This window comes from Pantoea ananatis PA13 (assembly GCF_000233595.1).
Taxonomy (GTDB): Bacteria; Pseudomonadota; Gammaproteobacteria; order Enterobacterales; family Enterobacteriaceae; genus Pantoea; species Pantoea ananatis.
Window position 1 is genome coordinate 3908709 of record NC_017554.1, and the last position, 18738, is coordinate 3927446.

Below are 18738 nucleotides of genomic sequence, written 5' to 3' on the forward strand. Positions count from 1 at the left end.
TACGTAAGGGAAACGAAGCAGGTTGGCGCCCGATAGCCACGATCGTGCAGAAAAACGCATTGCAGGCCGCGAAGAGTAACATAACAGGCCTGGTAATGCCTCTGCTGAGTCCGCTGCCGTTCAGGGTAACCCGACGACACTGCCATCAGCGCAATAAGCGTGTACACTGCGCGTTTTTACACGCAGTAAATTTTCTGCTGCACCAGATACGTCCGGAGATATCCCATGAAAGAAGGCCCGTTAAGCGAAAAAGAGCTGCAATGGCTCGAAGATATGCTGGAAAAATACGGTAGTGAAGCGTCGATTCTTGATGTTTCAGAACTGGATGGCCTGCTTACTGCCGTGCTTTCAGGTCCGACGACGGTAGAGCCAAGCCGCTGGCTGGTCGCGCTCTGGGGCGGCGAAAAGCATATTCCCAAATGGAGTAATGAGCGCGAAATGACGCGCTTTATGGAACTCAGTTTCCAGCACATGAATGACATTGCTGACCGCCTGTCTGAGTTTCCAGAACAGTTTGAACCCCTGTTTGGCGTGCGCGAAATGGAAGGTCTGGAATTTACCGTCGTTGAAGAGTGGTGCTACGGCTATATGCGCGGCGTGGCCTTAACCGACTGGTCTGCACTCCCTGCTGAACTCCAGGACTCACTGGACGCCATCGCCCTGCACGGCACAGAAGAGAATCTGGAAAAGGTTGATGCGCTCACGCCTGAAGAAATGGAAAGCAGCATTGATGCTATCCGCCCTGCCGCCCTGGCGCTTCATGATTACTGGATCTCACAGCCCGAAGCGATTCCTCAGGTGCAGCAGCCGGTCACTGCGGAAAAACAGCCGGGCCGCAACGATCCCTGCCCCTGCGGCAGCGGAAGAAAATACAAGCAGTGCTGCCTGCATTGATTGAAGAGGGAGCCCGGTCCACTGGCTCCCTTGTTTATTCTGCCACCGTTAACTTCACCACTCACGTCGGAAGAGCCTTATGGCTAACCTGCCGCTTCGCCCTCATTTCTGACAGAATGCTGGATCGCTACGTGCTCATGACCCAGACCAGCGCGTTACTGGCGATAAAACGGACCAGCAGGGCAATGGCAATAAGAAGCCTGTCACGGTGAATCCTGTTTTCCTCAGCCTGCAGAAGGGGGTGGCTTTTTTCGCGTTCCCGCAGCGCGAAACAGCCTATTCCCCCTCTTCTTTTTTAATCATATCGATGGCGACCACGTTATGTTTCATCGCCTCATTCAGCACCTGTACCGCCGAGGACGCATCGCGGTTTTTAATCGCCATAAAGACTTTGATGTGCGCCTCAACACTTTCAAGCGTAATGCCCAGTGAGCGATTCAGTTCTTCAAGATAATAGTAATAAATATCTTTGATTGACTTCATCACGTTGTAAAACACGCTGTTATGAGAGGCACGGATAATCGCCAGATGAAATTCGTAATCCGCTTCCGAATATTTCTTATAATCGCCTTTATTAATAAGCATGTTATTGAGCGCCTGCTCCAGCAGGCCAATATCCTCTTCAGTGGCATGTTCCACTGCCAGCTCAACACATTTAAACTCGACGGTCTGGCGAAAAACCATCATGTCGTTAAAGGCTTCCCGGCTCAGATGCATTAACGGTCTGGCATTGTGATTAAGCATCTGTGGCGAAAAGTCTTCACACACGTAACTGCCGCTGCCCTGACGGGTAATCACGATACCCAGATCGCGCAGGCGCTGCACCGCGCTGCGTATACTGACCCTGCTGACATTAAAAGAGTGCGTCAGCTCCGCTTCAGAAGGTAAACGCGTGCCTGCGGACCAGCTACCGTCCAGTAGCTTCGCCTTAATTTGCTCGAACACTTCGTTAACGACGTTCTGTTTCTGAATGGATTTTATGCTCACAACACCTTCTCATATGATGTCCTACATGACGCCATTCTATCTTATCCTTTCCAGCAAAGTCCTGCGCTAACGCAGTGACAGACAGGGTTCAACCTTGCCTTACTCGCCGCTTCCTGCCCGGATCGAGGGGGCAACAGGATGACAACCATCCGGCACGCCGCCCGAGGCATCGGCCTCTGCGGTAAGATCCCGATCCACCACCTCTGGCATTATCAGTGAAGCCAGCAGGCCGATACAGGAATAGCCGATCAGCATGATCGCAATCGGATACCAGGTGCCCGTGAGCTGGCAGAAAATACCGGCCAGGAGCGGCCCTAAGCCAGTGGCAAACAGCCCACCGATCTCCTTAGAGATGGCCATTTGCGCGAAACGGTTTCTGGAACCAAACATCTCTGCCATGGTGATCCCTTCAATCGCCGCCTGGCCCAACACTGCGATATTGTGAATGACGATCAGGCAAACCATGATGGTACTCACCGCCTGCGCGTTATCGACGATGAGTGAAATCATCGGATAAGCCAGAATAATCGAGCCCAGCGTCAGAATGCGGTAAGGAATACGGCGCCCTATCCGGTCTGAGAGCCAGCCGATAAGTGGAATTGTCATAAATCCTATTACCGAGCTCACCATGATGGCATCGGTGGGAACCGCCTTATTGAACAACAGCGTCTGAACCATATAACCCGCCAGAAAGGTCTGGATGATGCCCGAGTTACCCGCCTGACCAAATCGCAGCCCGGTAGCAATCCAGAAGGCTTTGCCTTTGATTAACTGAAAAACAGACTGTGCCGGCTGATCGTGGGGCTTGACGGTGGCAGATTCGGCAACGTTTTCAAACACCGGACTTTCTTTCAGGTTGAAGCGCAGCCAGATAGCAAATCCCATCACGACGAAACTGGCCAGGAAAGGAATACGCCATGCCCAGGCAATGACTTCGTCATTGGTGAAGAAAAAGAACATAGCCGCCCAGATGGCGGTTGCACTTAACGTGCCGCAGTTGGTGCCCATGGCAACCAGCGAGGCAATAATGCCCTTTTTCCCTTTGGGCGCATATTCAGCCAGCATAGTGCTGGCACCCGATATTTCTGCACCGGCGCCTAATCCCTGAATAATACGCAGCGCCACCAGCAGCAAGGGCGCTAAAATACCCACCTGCTGGTAAGTGGGTAATACGCCAATTAAGGTGGTACAAACGCCCATTAAGGCGATAGTGATAAACAGGACTTTTTTTCGGCCAACACGGTCGCCCATTTTCCCAAAAAAAACGGCGCCGACGATTCGCGCGATATAACCTGCACCGTAGGTTCCCATTGCCAGAATCAGCGCCATCGCACCCGACTGTTCGGGAAAAAAGACTTCATGAAAAACTAACGCCGCACCAAGAGAATAGAGCTGGAAATCCATAAATTCTAACGTTGTACCCAGCCATCCTGATACGGATGCCCGGACCAGATCAGAGGTATTACGTTCTGTGGTGTTGGTATTTAAATGACTCATGTTTTCACCCTGAGGTCGACGATGCGTTAACAGGCGACTAAATGACAGGCGAGTGCCGCTTACGCGGAGCGTGAGGATTTCTTCACCCGCGACAATCACCGATGTTTTAAGCCAGAGTAATAACTACAGGTTCTGAGATATTTTATGAAAACTGAACTAATACTTTTGAATGTTGTGTTTTATCACTGGCCGCCTTTAATGCCGCCTCAATATCGTGATAGGCATAATTGCCGGAAAGAATCGGACGCGGATCGATAATGCCTTTTTCCAGCCATTTCACCGCCACATCAAATTCATCGATAAAACGGAAGGAGCCTTTCCAGCTAATTTCTTTTACCAGCATCTGCGCTACCGGGAAATTAAGCGGACTTTTTCCCATCCCAATTTGAACCACAACGCCGCCAGGCCGCGTAACCAGAATACTGGATTCAATCGCTGCTTCGGCTCCGCTGGCTTCCAGCGTAACGTCGAAATATCCCCGATTTTCACCGTAGCGGGCAACGGCGGCACGATCGCTCGCATCCACTGCCGAGTCAGCCCCCATTTCTAACGCGATGCGGCGGCAGCGCTCGCTCGGATCGAACGCCACGATCTCTGCCGCGCCGGAAGCGCTTGCGGCGGCAATCGCTAAGGCGCCGATGGGGCCCGCACCCATCACCAGCACCCTTTTCCCGACGATGCTGCCTGCCACGTTGAGCGCATGGATCACGACGGCGGTAGGCTCAGCAACGGCCATGACGCTGGCCGGAACCTGCTCATCATAAGCCACGCACTGCTTCGCAGGCACCACGACATATTGTGCAAATCCACCATTCACGTGCGGAGTGAACTGGGCGCTCCCCATAAAGCGCATGGTGGCGCAGGCATTCTGTTTACCTGCCCGACAATACTCACACTGACCACATGGCTGTGATGGATTAATCGCGACTTTTTGTCCCGGTTCTAACCCTGATGCTGCCGGCGCCTGGAAAATCCGCCCCACAAATTCGTGACCTATCACCAGTGGTTGCTTAATCACGGATAATCCGGCACGTCCTTCATGGTAATAATGAATATCCGAGCCGCAGATGCCGCCGCACTCCACTTGAACAACGACATCATCATCCGAATACTTCAGTTCGCGCTGCTCAACCGCGATCTCTTTTTTACCCTTTGCCACGCAGGCATGCGTCATTATGCTGTGCACATGTTTTTCCTCTTCCGGGTCAATAACGCTTACAGCACGGCCAGCCAGCCGCCATCCACGTAGATAATCTGACCATTGATATAATCTGAGGCAGGCGATGAAAGAAAAACGGCCGTACCGGCCACTTCTTCTGGCCGTCCCCAGCGCTGCGAAGGGTTACTGCTTTTCACCCAACTGTCGAACCGGGCATCGTCCACCAGCGCACTGTTCATGTCCGTCAGGATATATCCCGGCCCAATCGCATTGGTCTGGATATTAAACTGCGCCCATTCGGCCGCCATTGAGCAGGTCAGCATCTTAATGCCGCCCTTGGCAGCGGTATAAGGTGCAACGGTTGGCCTGGCCGCCTGGCTGGTCAACGAACCGACATTGATGATTTTGCCGCCCCGATCGCGGGCAATCATGCGTTTGGCTGCCGCGCGCGAAACCAGAAAGGCGCTGGTGAGGTTGGTATCAATCACCTTTTGCCAGTTTTCCAGTTCCAGCTCCAGCATGGGTTTGCGGTACTGGATCCCGGCATTATTTATTACGATATCGACTGCGATGCCCTGCTCATCCAGACTGGCGAACACCTGCTCTATCGCGCTTTCACAGGTCACATCAAACACCCGGCCGGAGACGCGATAGCCTTTATTTTTAAGCTGTTCAACGGCCTCGTTCAGCACCGCTTCACGCGTGCCGTTCAAAATAACCTCTGCCCCGGCAGCGGCTAATGCTTCGGCGTAGGCAAACCCCAGGCCGCGGGAGGACCCCGTTATCAAAGCCGTTTTACCGGTCAGATCGAACATTGCAGTCATAATCCACCTTCAAATATGTATGACAACTATCTTATTAAGGTGAATTTGCCGGCAGATTAAATCAATACACAAAGCGTATTTATGAGGCACATATCACAAATGCTTAACAGAAAAATCCATCAAGTCATTGTATTTAATAGACATAAAAACAATACATTTAGCCTGAGACGTTTCATTAGATCGCCGTCACAAAAATAGCAGTGCAGAGTTCAAGCCGGATAAATTTATGATAGAAAGGCAATGTTGTATGACAACATACCATTAAACCCTGCGTAGCAGCGATGAGTACGGTGCGGTTAATGTTCTGAATAATAAGGAGCTAGTGTGAGCAATCTGTTCATCACCAATGTAAAAACAATTTTGACTGCGCCGGGCGGCATCGATCTGGTGGTGGTTAAAATTGAAACTAATGAGCCCGGACTGTACGGTTTGGGTTGCGCCACCTTTACCCAGCGCATTTACGCCGTACAAAGTGCCATTGATGAGTACCTTGCCCCGTTTCTGATTGGCAAAGATCCCGCCAGAATAGAAGATATCTGGCAGTCCGCCGCAGTGAGTGGCTACTGGCGCAATGGTCCGGTAATGAATAATGCCCTTTCCGGCATTGATATGGCGCTATGGGATATCAAAGGTAAACAGGCTGGCCTGCCGGTTTATGAACTGCTGGGTGGGAAATGTCGCGACGGTATTGCGCTCTATGTGCACACCGATGGCGCCGATGAAGTTGAAGTGGAAGACAGCGCTCGCGCCAAAATGGAAGAAGGCTACCAGTATATTCGCTGCCAGATGGGCATGTACGGCGGTGCCGGTACTGATGACCTGCGACTGATTGCCAATCGCATGGTGAAAGCGAAAAATATTCAACCCAAGCGCTCGCCTCGCACCAAAGCCCCGGGGATCTATTTTGATCCGGAAGCCTATGCGAAAAGCATTCCGCGTCTGTTTGATCATCTGCGCAATAAACTGGGTTTCAGCGTGGAGCTACTCCATGATGCCCATGAACGTATTACGCCGATTAATGCCATTCATATGGCTAAAGCGCTGGAGCCTTATCAGCTTTTCTTCCTTGAAGATCCAGTTGCTCCCGAGAATACGGAGTGGCTGAAAATGTTGCGCCAGCAGTCTTCCACGCCGATCGCAATGGGCGAGCTGTTCGTTAACGTGAATGAGTGGAAGCCGTTGATCGACAATAAGCTGATTGATTATATCCGCTGTCATATCAGCTCGATTGGCGGTATCACACCGGCGAAAAAAATCGCCATCTACAGTGAATTAAACGGTGTTCGCACCGCCTGGCACAGCCCTGGGGATATCTCCCCGATTGGGGTTTGCGCAAACATGCATCTGGATCTGAGCTCGCCTAATTTCGGCATTCAGGAATACACGCCAATGAATGATGCGCTACGTGAAGTCTTCCCGGGCTGTCCTGAAGTGGATCAGGGCTATGCTTACGTCAATGACAAGCCGGGGTTAGGGATTGATATCAACGAAGCGCTGGCGGCGAAATTCCCCTGCGAGGGCGGCAATCCGACCTGGACGATGGCCAGGACTCCGGATGGCACAGTCTGGCGTCCCTGAGTCATCAGGTCTTTTTGCAGAGGCTCAGCAATGGGCCTTTTTGCTTTTCCCTGGCATTGTTGGCCTGGCCGGCCTGGACCACAACAGGCCGTTCAGGTCGGCTTTACTGTGTTCAGGGACAGATAAATAACCAACAAGAACACGCTTCTCTGCTTTTTTAAGCCTGGTCTGCGCGCTGTTTAAACCTCCCGTCCCCTCGCGAACATTCCCTCTGTTATGGCGATTATTCTTCGGGTTTATTCACGATATTATTGTCCTCATCCATCTGGTAAGGCATATCCGCTTCTATTCCCCCCTTTCCGGTTTTAGCGACCACATTAGTGTAGCGCTTTCCATCCCAGCAGCGAAAAATCAGAACTGAGTTTTCCCCGGCGGTCAGGGTTGAACCATTGCTTCCTATCAGCTTGCTACGGCATCCGGCGGTGAGAATGCTGTTGATGCCCGCCGTCAGCTTGCTTCGGTCTCCCGCCATGAGGATGCAGTCATTGCCTGCCGTGAGTTTGCTGCGATCGCCAGCAGTAAGGTAGCTGTTGTTGCCTGCCAGAAGCTTGCTGCGATCCCCGGCGGTTTGGGTGCTGTCCGCTCCGGCAATCAGCTTGCCGCGCTCTCCGGCCATTTGCACGCTGTCTGCCCCGGAGATCAATGTGCTGCGATAACCCGCCGTTTGTGAGCTGCCCTTTCCCGCAATCAGCATGCTGCGGTTGCCGGTGATTTGGGTGCTTTCCGGGCCAGCAATCAACGAGCTTCGGTGGCTGGCGATCTGATTACTGCCATATCCCGCCGTCAGACTACTGCGTCTGCCCGAAATCAGGCTGCTTCCGTAACCGGCGGTGAGTACGCTGCGAAGTCCGCTGATCAACGTACTACCATAACCCGCCGTCAGGAAGCTGCGAATACCGCTGGTCAGCGAACTGCCGTAGCCTGCGATCAGGGAGCTGTCGGCGCCCGCCGTTGCGGTACTGCCGTAACCTGCCGTTAGCGTACTACTGTGCTCGGCCGTTTGCGTGCTGCCGTAACCGGCTGTCAGCGTACTTTGATAACCCGCCGTCTGGGTACTACCGTAACCGGCAATCAATGAGCTGTCATAACCGGCCATTGAGGTACTTCCGTATCCGGCAGTCAACGAACTCTGTTCTCTGGCAGTCTGCGAGCTCCCGTAACCAGCCATCAACGTACTTTTAAAACTGGCGGTCTGGGTGCTGCCGTAGCCTGCGATCAGTGAACTCTCATAACCTGCCGTAGAAGTACTGCCGTAGCCGGTCGTCAGATCGCTATTCTCCTGCGCCGTCTGGGTGCTGCCGTAACCGGCCGTCAGGATGCTGTTGTAACCCGCTGTCTGCGTGCTGCCGTAGCCCGCGATTAACGAGCTGTCGTAACCCGCCGTCGAGGTACTGCCGTAGCCCGTGGTCAGATCGCTATTCTCCTGCGCCGTCTGGGTGCTGCCGTAACCGGCCGTCAGAATACTGTTGTAACCGGCGGTCTGCGTGCTGCCGTAGCCCGCGATCAGGGAACTGTCGGGGCCTGCCGTCGAGGTACTGCCGTAGCCCGTGGTCAGATCGCTGCGCTCCTGCGCCGTCTGGGTGCTGCCGTAACCGGCCGTCAGAATACTGTGATAACCGGCGGTCTGCGTGCTGCCGTAGCCTGCAATCAGAGAGCTGTCGGCACCGGCGGTTGAGGTGCTGCCATAACCTGCGGTGAGATCGCTGCGCTCCTGCGCCGTCTGGGTGCTGCCGTAACCGGCCGTCAGGATGCTGTTGTAACCCGCTGTCTGCGTGCTGCCGTAGCCTGCAATCAGGGAGCTGTCGGCACCGGCGGTTGAGGTGCTGCCGTAGCCGGTCGTCAGCACACTCTGTTCGCGCGCCGTCTGCGTACTGCCGTAACCCGCCGTCAGGCTACTGTGATAGCTGGCGGTCTGGGTGCTGCCGTAGCCCGCAATCAGGGAGCTGTCGGCACCGGCGGTTGAGGTACTGCCATAACCTGCGGTGAGATCGCTGCCCTCCTGCGCCGTCTGGGTGCTGCCGTAACCGGCCGTCAGAATACTGTTGTAACCGGCGGTCTGCGTGCTGCCATAGCCTGCAATCAGGGAACTGTCGGCGCCGGCGGTTGAGGTGCTGCCGTAGCCGGTTGTCAGCACACTCTGTTCGCGCGCCGTCTGCGTACTGCCGTAGCCCGCCGTCAGGCTACTGTGATAACTGGCGGTCTGGGTGCTGCCGTAACCTGCAATGATTGAGCTGTCCGAGCCTGCCGTGCCGGTGCTGCCGTACCCGGCAGTGAGGTCACTGCCTTCTCTCGCCGTCTGGGTACTGCCGTAGCCCGCCGTTAGCACACTGTTGTAGCTGGCTGTCTGCGTGCTGCCATAGCCTGCGATCAGTGAACTATTTGCCCCGGCTGTAGACGTACTGCCATAGCCGGTGATGAGATCGCTTTCGTTCTGCGCGGTCTGCGTACTGCCGTAACCCGCTGTCAGCGTGCTACCGTAACCCGCTGTCTGGGTACTGCCATAGCCCGCGATCAATGAACTTTCATAGCCTGCCGTAGAGGTACTACCATAACCGGCCGTAAGATCGCTGCCCTTCTGCGCGGTCTGGGTACTGCCGTAACCGGCTGTCAGCGAGCTGTCTTCGCCCGCCGTCTGGGTACTGCCGTAACCGGCGATCAGAGAGCTGTCGTCACCCGCCGTACCGGTACTGCCGTAACCGGCCGTAAGGTCGCTGCCCTTCTGCGCGGTCTGGGTGCTGCCGTAACCGGCTGTCTGAGTGCTTTCTTCCCCGGCCGTCTGGGTGCTGCCGTAGCCCGCGATTAGTGAACTGTCGGCACCCGCCGTGCCGGTACTGCCATAACCCGCGGTAAGATCGCTGCCCTTCTGCGCGGTCTGCGTGCTGCCGTAACCGGCTGTCAGCGAGCTGTCTTCGCCCGCCGTCTGGGTACTGCCGTAACCGGCGATCAGGGAGCTGTCGTCACCCGCCGTGCCGGTACTGCCGTAACCGGCGGTGAGATCGCTGCCTTTCATGCCGGTCTGCGTGCTGCCGTAACCCGCCATCTGGCTGCTCTCTTCACCTGCGGTTTGGGTACTGCCGTAGCCCGCGACTAATGTGCTGTCTGATCCCGCTGTACCGGTGCTACCATAACCGGCAATTAATGTGCTGCTATCACCCGCCGTCTCAGTACTGCCATATCCGGCAATCAGCTGACTCTGATGCGTGCCGCTGAGCGTACTGCCATAGGTTGCGATTTCAATCGTTTGTGTCGGCTGCGTACTGCCTGATTCGATGGTCGCATCAATATCATCTGTTACAGGGAGCGATCGATTGCCTGCCTTTACCTCTGAAATGACATCAGGCGCTCCAGGCCCGGCCTGCATTTCCGTACAGGCAACGTAATCAGCCCGATGGTGCAGGATAAATTGCATCGCACTGGTTTTCGTTCCAACGTGAAGAACCTCAGCACGGGGAAATTTAATCCAGCCATGAGTTTCAATAGCGATACACTCATCGGCATCCACTTCAGCGACAACCCACCTGGCATCAGCGTGCAGGCTCAGCGGTGAATCCGATCCTTTTCCCCAGATTAGCCCCGTTAGTCCGTTCTCAAAGCCTTTAACCGGCTTCCAGTATTTACACTCTACGATACCGCTTAACGGCCAGATGATTCCGCCGTGATCGGCCATATTATTAGCACAGGTACGTAATATTAAAACCTTGTCTTCTTTCATGTCTAAACCTTCATTTCATTAGGGCATGAAAACAGTCTTACTCCTCTGGTTCTAAAAGAACCTAATCCTAATTGTTTAACCATCGCCCAACTCACAAACATTAATGAGATCACGAAATATTAATAAATAATAAATTACCGCCACTTAATTTTCAGAAACCATAAAATTAATAAATAAAACAGAATTAAATATTCACCAATAATCAATTCACCCCAAAATAATAAGAGAAAAAAACACGAACAAGCCAGTTAAACAACTGGCTTTCAATGTGCAGGCAATGAATTATAGTTATCAAATACCACAATAAACCATTTACCTCTGAGGAATAAGAACAGTGTAAACCGCGTTTATTTATCTTTCAGAAAGGATTATTGCCTTGAGAATCTTTCAGGCACCATCCCGTGCAGAGTAACGGGATGGTGTAAGGGATAGCGCAACGTTTTGCTGAGCGAGCAGAATTAAAACTCAACGTCTTCCAGACTAAAATATTCGGTCTGATCGTTATAAGAGAAGATCTCTGCATAGCGGCCCCAGTTGATCACGCTGTCCAGCGTCTCTTTGGCGGCGCTGTCAGCCAGTGAGTCTTCCAGCTCCTGCTCGAAACGCATGCGTGGCGCACGATGACCGGGACGTTCATCCAGCACGGTTTTAATCAAGGCGGCCAGCGGCACATAGCGCAGCAGATGATCGGCAAACATGACTTTGCGCTGCTGGGTATCCGATTCGGCAAAAACCCGGGCAGGTGGCGTCAGGAAAATATCCCCTTCCCTGACGTCGGCAAAGCCCAGTGACTGTAGCACTTCGGCTATCGGGAACAGCTCATCGACCTCCAGATGCAGCGAACGCGCAACATCCGGCATGTCTGCACGACCGTGATAGGGCGCGGCCGCCAGGGTTTCAATCAGGCCGGCCATCAGGTTAGTTGATACCTGCGGCAGGTGCGTGCCCAGCCTGAGGCTCTTTTTCACATTATCGCTGGTTGGCCTGGCGGTCATCTGCGTGTACACATCATCAACCAGACGACGGAATGCGGGATCAAGGCGATTGCGGGGATGGCCAAAGGGCACTTTGATTTCAGCCACCACGCGTCCGGGATTCGACGACAGCACCAGAATGCGGTCGCACATAAACACGGCTTCTTCGATATTGTGAGTGACAATCAGCACCGACTTCATCGGCATCTGCCCTTCGTTCCACAAATCGAGTAAATCCGTACGCAGCGTTTCGGCGGTTAATACGTCCAGTGCAGAGAAAGGCTCATCCATTAATAAGAGAGTGGGATCGACCACCAGCGCGCGAGCAAAACCGACACGCTGACGCATTCCGCCTGACAACTCGCGTGGGTAGGCGTTTTCAAAACCGTCCAGGCCGATCAGGTCGATGGCTGCCAGGGCGCGTTTTCTGCGCTCCGCTTTTTCCACGCCCAGCGCCTCCAGGCCAGCTTCCACGTTTTGCAGTACCGTCAGCCAGGGAAAAAGCGCAAAGGTCTGGAACACCATCGCCACGCCTTTGGCCGGCCCATTAAGCGGCTTGCCCAGATACTCAACCGCGCCCGAACCTGGCGTGATCAGGCCAGAAATGATGCGTAACAACGTGGATTTCCCTGAGCCTGAGCGGCCCAGCAGACCGACAATTTCCCCTTCCTGCAGGGTGAGATTAACGTCATCCAGAATCAGTACTTCACCATGCGTTTTATCATAACCGTGCTTAATGTCTTTCACCGTCAGGACCGCTTTGCGCCCTTCTGGTTTCCTGTTCGACACGTCTGGGTTCAGTGTGGGTGGATTATTTAACATCAGGTGTCCCTTAATTGGCACGGAATTTTGATTCGGCGTACACGTACAGCGGTCGCCACAACAGACGGTTGAACAGGGTGACAAACAGCGACATCACCGCGATACCAAGAATGATTTTGGGGAAATCCCCGGCGGCGGTGGTTTGTGCGATGTAGGCACCTAAACCGTGCGCCGTGACCTGCGTATTCCCCCACTGCACAAATTCAGACACGATGCTGGCGTTCCACGCGCCTCCGGAAGCGGTAATCGCGCCCGTAATGTAATAAGGAAAAATGCCGGGCAACATCACCTGGCGCCACCATTGCCAGCCACGGATATGAAAGTTCGCTGCAGCCTCTTTGTAGTCATTCGGAAACGCAGTAGTCCCTGCCACAACGTTAAACAGAATGTACCACTGGGTGCCAAGCACAATGAGCGGTGACAGCCAGATATCGGGATTAAGATGAAAATGCACAATCATAATCACGAAAACCGGGAACATCAGGTTTGCCGGGAAGGCTGCCAGAAACTGAGCCACGGGCTGAATCTTGCCCGCCAGAGCAGGCCGCAGGCCAATCATTACGCCTAACGGCACCCATATCAGCGACGAAATCAGAATCAGCACCGTCACGCGCAATAAGGTAATCAGCCCCAGCGTGAAAACGTGTTTCACCTCATCCAGCGTCACGCCGATCTGAACGTAAGTAGTGACCCGGTACACCACATACAGGGTCAGTAAAATGACGAACGCGCCCCAGACAATGTCACCCAGCCTTGAAGCGCGGCGAGTATTGTTCTCGAAACGCACGGTTGCCGCTGTCGGCCAGCGCCATGAGATACGCGCCAGCGCGGACAGCAGCAGCCGTAACGGCGTGAAGATCTGATGAATCAGACGGGTTCGACGCATTAAATCGCGCACCCAGGAGGTTGGCGCATTTCCTGAGCGGGTGTTTTCCATGCGGAACTTATCTGCCCAGGCGACCAGCGGTCTGAACAGCAACTGGTCGTAAGCCAGAATCACAATCACCATGGTGAGTAACACCCAGCCTACCGCGTGGATATCTTTATGCAGAATAGCCTGCGCCAGATAGCCACCGACACCGGGCAAGGTAAAGGTGTTATTGCCGACCGTGATCGCTTCAGAGGCGACAATAAAGAACCAGCCGCCTGACATCGACATCATCATGTTCCATACCAGCCCCGGCACAGCAAAAGGCGCATCCAGCTTCCAGAAACGTTGCCATCCGGTCAGATGAAATCCGCGCGACACTTCCACCAAATCGGCTGGCACGGTGCGCAGCGACTGATAGAAGCTAAAGGTCATGTTCCACGCCTGGCTGGTGAACAGGGCAAAGATGGCCGCCAGTTCTACGCCCAGCACCTGCCCCGGAAAAAGCGCAATAAAGAAGGTGACGGTAAAGGAGATGTATCCCAGCACCGGCACGGACTGCAGGATATCCAGAATTGGCACCAGCACCTTTTCAGCACGGCGGCTTTTGGCGGCCAGCGTGCCGTAAATCAGGCTGAACACCAGGGAAGCCAGCATTGCCACCAGCATGCGCAGCGTGGTGCGCATGGCATATTCCGGCAGATTAGTGGGATCGAGCGAGATAGCCTGGGTTTTTAAACTGTCTATCGGCATCAACGTTTGATGAAAGCCGACCGCGACCATAGCAATCAGACAAATGATCAAGGGAAAAGCCACGGCATCCCAGACGTTAGGCAATAACCGTCTGTTGGCCGCCAGCATGGTGAATCGGAAGTTCATGAACCCTCTCTTCTTTTCATCACGGGAGCGACTGAATTATTTCAGGTGAGGGATTATCAGGCAGGATTGTTAAACGTATGCTCACCTGATGACCGGGTTTTTATTAATTTTTTGTGAAAGCCCGGTCCCGATTTTGGCGGGCTCATCTGGTGCAGCCATTTTCTTAACACCATCAAACCTGCCATAGCGGAAATGGCACCAGAGACTCACGCCCAAAACTCTGGCAACTGAAGCGTACTAAGACGGCAATAACCCCCGTTGTTTCATCACGGCCCACTCAGTCTTTGCCTGCGCGACGAACGACTGCACCTGTTACTTAAAATATAAACCCCATTAATATTTTTTGTACATCTTATCCAGACAGAAGCAGATTGCTGACTCGATTTTTCTGTAAATGCATTTGCGGGACTAATCGGTTATTGAGACTATTCTTAATTTATCAGCTTCCGCTACGCTTTATCCTTTAGGGTTGACAACCCGGCTTTCATGATCAAGGAGTGAGCGAATGGCCTTACCAGAATCGTATTCAAATAACCTTCCGGATTACGGCCTTGGCCAACGGATGGGGATGGTGTCCGCAGATGACATTGATTTCAATGCTCTGGCAAATCGTTTAGATTGCACGCGGGACTTCAGTCAGGTCGGCATTATTTACTCTGATGGTCTTGCACAATGGCTGGTTCGCCCTTCACGTCGTCACGCTCAAGCCAGCAAGAGTAGTGTGAGCCATGTAATCATTACCAAGGTTAATGCCACAAATCCTCAGGTTGCTGCAAAGGCGCTGACGGAAACGCTTAGCAAACCGTCATTGGCTAGCGAGATTACATCGACGATGTTTTCATGTGGTGCTTTAGTGGTGACGGGATTCCTTGCATTTGGTTCTGCTGCAGCCGTGCCATTGACAGCAGGCGCATCGGGTGTTGTCGCGGGTATGATTATCGCAGGCGGATTGGCTACAGGTATGCAATGCGCTATCGGCACTGCACGGTTGTATGCTATCTATGAAGGCAACGAAGATTATGTCGCGTGGCTTGATTCACAATCCTGGTACGTTGCAACAACGACTGCGCTGGATGTGATATCGCTTGCAGGAGCGGGAGCCGGTCTGAAGAGCGCAATTGAAACATACAAGGTAATGAAAGCATCCTCTTCTGCAAAGGCCTTCGAATGGCTTAAAACGTTAAGTCGCGCTGAGAGAAAAAGAATTACAGAAGAAATAATACGCGCTCAAAATCCCGGTATTTCAAACGGGGGTATTAAGGCAGCGATGAAAGCAGGTGTTTACCCTAAACGTTACCCTGCTGAGGCTATACAAAAATCTCTGCAGCGCGAATTAACGTCAGCGCTGGTTAATTCATCGGCGTTTGCTGGTAGTGCGTTGACAGGCACATTAAGAAATCCACAAAACATTGTTCAATCGGGAAAGTATGTTATCGGCGTTATTCAGTCACTTTCCTCTACATAAGTTATAAAAATGAAATACATTAATAAAATAATCAAATTAAGCGAAAAAACAAATAAAAAAATAGAGGTTAGTGGTGTTGATGAACTAGAGAACATTAAAGATGATATGAAAGAAAAAATGGGCATGCCAATTGGATTACATACCTTTGGCGCACCATTAATCATTAGTATGGTGCTTACTGTGATCAGTTTTTCCCTGCCTCAATTTTCATTCTGGTTATTTATCTATGACCTGATGGGATGGGAACAACACGCCGTTTTTATCGGTATTATTGCCGCAGCCTTTATCTATGTACTCGTATTGTTTACGACAATGATGATGGTTTCGCGCGGAATATATTTGGCGCTAAGGGCTTATATTTTCATATTAATTCTGGCATTGATTACCGCTTTATTTTTTCTACTTATCACTATGATTTCATCAATAAGCGGCAACAATAATTACTCTCTTTCTTTTACTGGCGCATTATTAAGCATCGGGTTAAGTTTGATCGCTCTTAAGTGTCTTAATAGCGAGATGTTTTATAAGTCCTGCGCTTTTATTCTTCACAATCGAGCCTGGAGAAAACAGTTGGACTTGCAAAGAAAAACAACCGCTTTCCGATAGTGAAAATTTACCTAATTTAAATATATGGCCCCTTGCATGGGGCCCTGACAGGAAAAAGGACTTTCTTTCAAAAATTAACTTTATAAATAGAAAATTTAACATCATATACCCCTCCCTTTAATGAACTTTCTCTTCCCCTTCGGATAGTACTTATTTAAATTAACAATTAAATAAAACCGTCCTAATACACTACTTTTAAAAAATAAGAAGAATGCTGCAAAGTTAGCTATTACACTTACAAAAATCATTAATTCACCCAAAAAAACCAGAGCCATCTCACCAATTCAATTTAAAAATAAAACATTGTTTCAATTTTAATTGAAAAGAGATTTTTTGCCGAATAGGATGCACAAAAATGAATTCATGCTGCTTTAATTCATTACTGAATAAATTTACTTGCACCACTAACGGGAGGTTAACGTGGAAGTCAGACAAAGCATTCATAGCGCCCACGCCAACGCGCTGGATACACAAGGATTACGCGATGAATTCTTGATTGAGAAGATCTTTGTGCCCGATGAGTTCACCATGGTGTACAGCCATATCGACCGTATCATTGTTGGCGGCGTGATGCCGGTCGGCCAGGCTGTCGCGATAGGTAACGATGTGGGTAAGCAACTTGGCGTCAGCTATTTTCTGGAGCGTCGCGAACTCGGCATGATTAATATCGGCGGGCCCGGTCAGGTCACCATTGATGGCGAAGACTATGAGATCGGTCATCGTGAAGCGCTGTATATCGGCAAAGGTGCCCGAGAAGTCCTGTTCAGCAGCCTGGCCCCCCATCGCCCCGCGAAGTTTTATTACAACTGCGCACCGGCGCATAAAACATTGCCCATCCGCAAAGTGACGGCTGGCGATGCCGCTGCCGTCACGCTCGGCGATAACCTCACGAGCAATCGCCGCACGATCAACAAGTATCTGGTTCCTGACGTCCTGGAAACCTGCCAGCTCAGTATGGGGTTAACGCAGCTTGAACCCGGCAACCTCTGGAATACCATGCCGTGTCATACCCATGAACGCCGTATGGAAGTCTATCTCTATTTCGATATGGATGATGATGCCTGCGTTTTTCATATGATGGGTGAGCCGCAGGAAACGCGTCATCTTCTGGTTCACAACGAGCAGGCCGTCATTTCACCGGCCTGGTCGATCCATTCAGGTGTCGGTACGAAAGCCTATACCTTTATCTGGGGAACAGTCGGTGAAAACCAGGTGTTTGATGATATGGACCACGTATCGGTCAAGGATCTGTGCTAATCCTCACCAATGCGCCGCCTGTCAGAAGCAGGTAGCGCGTGAATAAGGAGTCCACATGATACTGAATGCGTTTTCTCTTCAGGACAAAATCGCGGTGGTTTCGGGCTGCAATACCGGCCTGGGTCAGGCTATGGCATTGGGACTGGCTGAAGCCGGTTGCAATATTGTTGGTATTAATCAGGTTGAACCCGACGAAACGATTAAACAGGTGACCGCGCTGGGACGTCGCTTCCTTAGCCTGAAAGCTGATTTGCGTAACATTGATGCTATCCCTGCCCTGCTGGACAGCGCCATCGCCTGCTTTGACCGCATTGATATTCTGGTGAATAACGCGGGCATGATTCGCCGTGAGGATGCCATCAACTTCAGCGAACAGGACTGGGATGATGTGATGGATCTGAATATTAAGAGCCTGTTCTTTATGTCGCAGGCCGCCGCCCGACATTTTATTGCCCAAGGGGATGGGGGCAAGATCATCAACATCGCCTCAATGCTCTCTTTTCAGGGCGGGATCCGCGTGCCTTCTTACACCGCGTCTAAAAGTGGCGTAATGGGCATAACCCGCTTGCTGGCCAACGAGTGGGCGAAGCACCGTATTAATGTCAACGCAATTGCCCCGGGCTATATGGCAACCGATAACACGCAGCAACTGCGCGCTGATGCACAGCGAAGTGCCGAAATCCTCGATCGCATTCCCGCCGGTCGCTGGGGAAAACCAGAGGACCTGATGGGGCCGGTGGTATTTCTTGCCTCACGGGCTTCTGACTATATGAATGGCTATACGATTGCCGTCGATGGCGGCTGGCTCGCGCGTTAAGGCTGAGCATTAAGCCTTTACGTCTGCCCGGGCGAGCCTGTCGTTATACGTAAATAATGATGGCAGGCAGCCCGATTAATCAGGCAGGCAATCGCATCATTAAAGCCGGTTTTACTCTCTTATGAGAAAGAATAATGATTGAGGCCAGAATAGTGACCCTGAACGCCAACCGTATGAATAAGTCAACATATCTGGTTAATGTAAAACTGGCTTCTTGAGGCCAGCCGATAATGATGACGTCATGGGATTTCATTTCCCAGAGAAACCTATGGATAACCGTTATTCCCGCCTGTCGAGGCGAATAAGGACTTCACGGTTACGGTTACGGTTACGGTTACGGTTACGGTTACGGTTACGGTTACGGTTACGGTTACGGTTACGGTGAATAATCACAGAAAT

General features: G+C 52.1%; 13 protein-coding genes. 6 read left to right on the top strand and 7 right to left on the bottom strand.

Annotation, left to right across the window (positions count from 1 at the left end):
• Window positions 1–225: 225 nt before the first annotated feature.
• Window positions 226–894 (top strand): YecA/YgfB family protein, encoded by a 669-nt coding sequence (locus PAGR_RS18475; RefSeq protein WP_014606658.1) that lies wholly within the window; start codon window positions 226–228, stop codon window positions 892–894.
• 276 nt (window positions 895–1170) lie between these two features.
• Here the strand turns inward: PAGR_RS18475 and PAGR_RS18480 are convergent, their stop codons facing one another.
• The 4 genes from PAGR_RS18480 to PAGR_RS18495 form a co-directional block, all read right to left on the bottom strand.
• Window positions 1171–1881: a FadR/GntR family transcriptional regulator gene (locus PAGR_RS18480; protein ID WP_013024491.1), complete on the bottom strand. Its 711-nt coding sequence runs from the start codon at window positions 1879–1881 to the stop codon at window positions 1171–1173.
• 99 nt (window positions 1882–1980) lie between these two features.
• Window positions 1981–3378, bottom strand: coding sequence for an MFS transporter (locus PAGR_RS18485; RefSeq protein WP_014595264.1), 1398 nt, complete (start codon window positions 3376–3378; stop codon window positions 1981–1983).
• A gap of 142 nt (window positions 3379–3520) precedes the next feature.
• Window positions 3521–4552 (bottom strand): L-idonate 5-dehydrogenase, encoded by a 1032-nt coding sequence (gene idnD, locus PAGR_RS18490; RefSeq protein WP_044042459.1) that lies wholly within the window; start codon window positions 4550–4552, stop codon window positions 3521–3523.
• Window positions 4553–4593: 41 nt separating this feature from the next.
• A complete protein-coding gene (locus PAGR_RS18495) occupies window positions 4594–5361 on the bottom strand; it encodes an SDR family oxidoreductase (RefSeq protein WP_014595262.1) in 768 nt (255 codons plus the stop codon).
• A gap of 324 nt (window positions 5362–5685) precedes the next feature.
• On the opposite strand from PAGR_RS18495, the gene PAGR_RS18500 reads away from it, so the two are divergent.
• On the top strand, window positions 5686–6939 hold the full coding sequence (locus PAGR_RS18500) for an enolase C-terminal domain-like protein (protein WP_013024487.1): 1254 nt from the start codon (window positions 5686–5688) through the stop codon (window positions 6937–6939).
• 223 nt (window positions 6940–7162) lie between these two features.
• Here the strand turns inward: PAGR_RS18500 and PAGR_RS18505 are convergent, their stop codons facing one another.
• From PAGR_RS18505 to PAGR_RS18515, 3 genes are all read right to left on the bottom strand, one after another.
• On the bottom strand, window positions 7163–10651 hold the full coding sequence (locus PAGR_RS18505; protein WP_014606660.1) for a beta strand repeat-containing protein: 3489 nt from the start codon (window positions 10649–10651) through the stop codon (window positions 7163–7165).
• Between the two features lie 458 nt (window positions 10652–11109).
• A complete protein-coding gene (locus tag PAGR_RS18510) occupies window positions 11110–12447 on the bottom strand; it encodes an ABC transporter ATP-binding protein (protein WP_014595259.1) in 1338 nt (445 codons plus the stop codon).
• 10 nt (window positions 12448–12457) lie between these two features.
• Window positions 12458–14194 (bottom strand): ABC transporter permease, encoded by a 1737-nt coding sequence (locus PAGR_RS18515; protein ID WP_014606661.1) that lies wholly within the window; start codon window positions 14192–14194, stop codon window positions 12458–12460.
• Between the two features lie 505 nt (window positions 14195–14699).
• On the opposite strand from PAGR_RS18515, the gene ssp4 reads away from it, so the two are divergent.
• The 4 genes from ssp4 (at window position 14700) to kduD (ending at window position 18339) form a co-directional block, all read left to right on the top strand.
• Entirely contained in the window at window positions 14700–15659 is a 960-nt protein-coding gene (gene ssp4, locus PAGR_RS18520; protein WP_014595257.1) for an Ssp4 family T6SS effector, read from the top strand.
• 9 nt (window positions 15660–15668) lie between these two features.
• Window positions 15669–16265, top strand: a complete 597-nt coding sequence (locus tag PAGR_RS18525; RefSeq protein WP_014606662.1) for a hypothetical protein — start codon at window positions 15669–15671, stop codon at window positions 16263–16265.
• 420 nt (window positions 16266–16685) lie between these two features.
• Entirely contained in the window at window positions 16686–17522 is an 837-nt protein-coding gene (kduI, locus tag PAGR_RS18530; protein WP_014606663.1) for a 5-dehydro-4-deoxy-D-glucuronate isomerase, read from the top strand.
• Window positions 17523–17577: 55 nt separating this feature from the next.
• Complete coding sequence (gene kduD / locus PAGR_RS18535) at window positions 17578–18339, top strand: 2-dehydro-3-deoxy-D-gluconate 5-dehydrogenase KduD (protein ID WP_014606664.1); 762 nt, start codon at window positions 17578–17580, stop codon at window positions 18337–18339.
• Window positions 18340–18738: the final 399 nt, after the last annotated feature.

Excerpts from the sequence above, each read along its gene's own strand:
- PAGR_RS18495 (WP_014595262.1), bottom strand. The coding sequence starts at position 5,361 with ATGACTGCAATGTTCGATCTGACCGGTAAAACGGCTTTGATAACGGGG.
- kduD (WP_014606664.1), top strand. The coding sequence starts at position 17,578 with ATGATACTGAATGCGTTTTCTCTTCAGGACAAAATCGCGGTGGTTTCG.
- PAGR_RS18475 (WP_014606658.1), top strand. The coding sequence starts at position 226 with ATGAAAGAAGGCCCGTTAAGCGAAAAAGAGCTGCAATGGCTCGAAGAT.
- PAGR_RS18485 (WP_014595264.1), bottom strand. The coding sequence starts at position 3,378 with ATGAGTCATTTAAATACCAACACCACAGAACGTAATACCTCTGATCTG.
- PAGR_RS18510 (WP_014595259.1), bottom strand. The coding sequence starts at position 12,447 with ATGTTAAATAATCCACCCACACTGAACCCAGACGTGTCGAACAGGAAA.
- PAGR_RS18505 (WP_014606660.1), bottom strand. The coding sequence starts at position 10,651 with ATGAAAGAAGACAAGGTTTTAATATTACGTACCTGTGCTAATAATATG.
- PAGR_RS18515 (WP_014606661.1), bottom strand. The coding sequence starts at position 14,194 with ATGAACTTCCGATTCACCATGCTGGCGGCCAACAGACGGTTATTGCCT.
- ssp4 (WP_014595257.1), top strand. The coding sequence starts at position 14,700 with ATGGCCTTACCAGAATCGTATTCAAATAACCTTCCGGATTACGGCCTT.
- PAGR_RS18525 (WP_014606662.1), top strand. The coding sequence starts at position 15,669 with ATGAAATACATTAATAAAATAATCAAATTAAGCGAAAAAACAAATAAA.
- idnD (WP_044042459.1), bottom strand. The coding sequence starts at position 4,552 with ATGACGCATGCCTGCGTGGCAAAGGGTAAAAAAGAGATCGCGGTTGAG.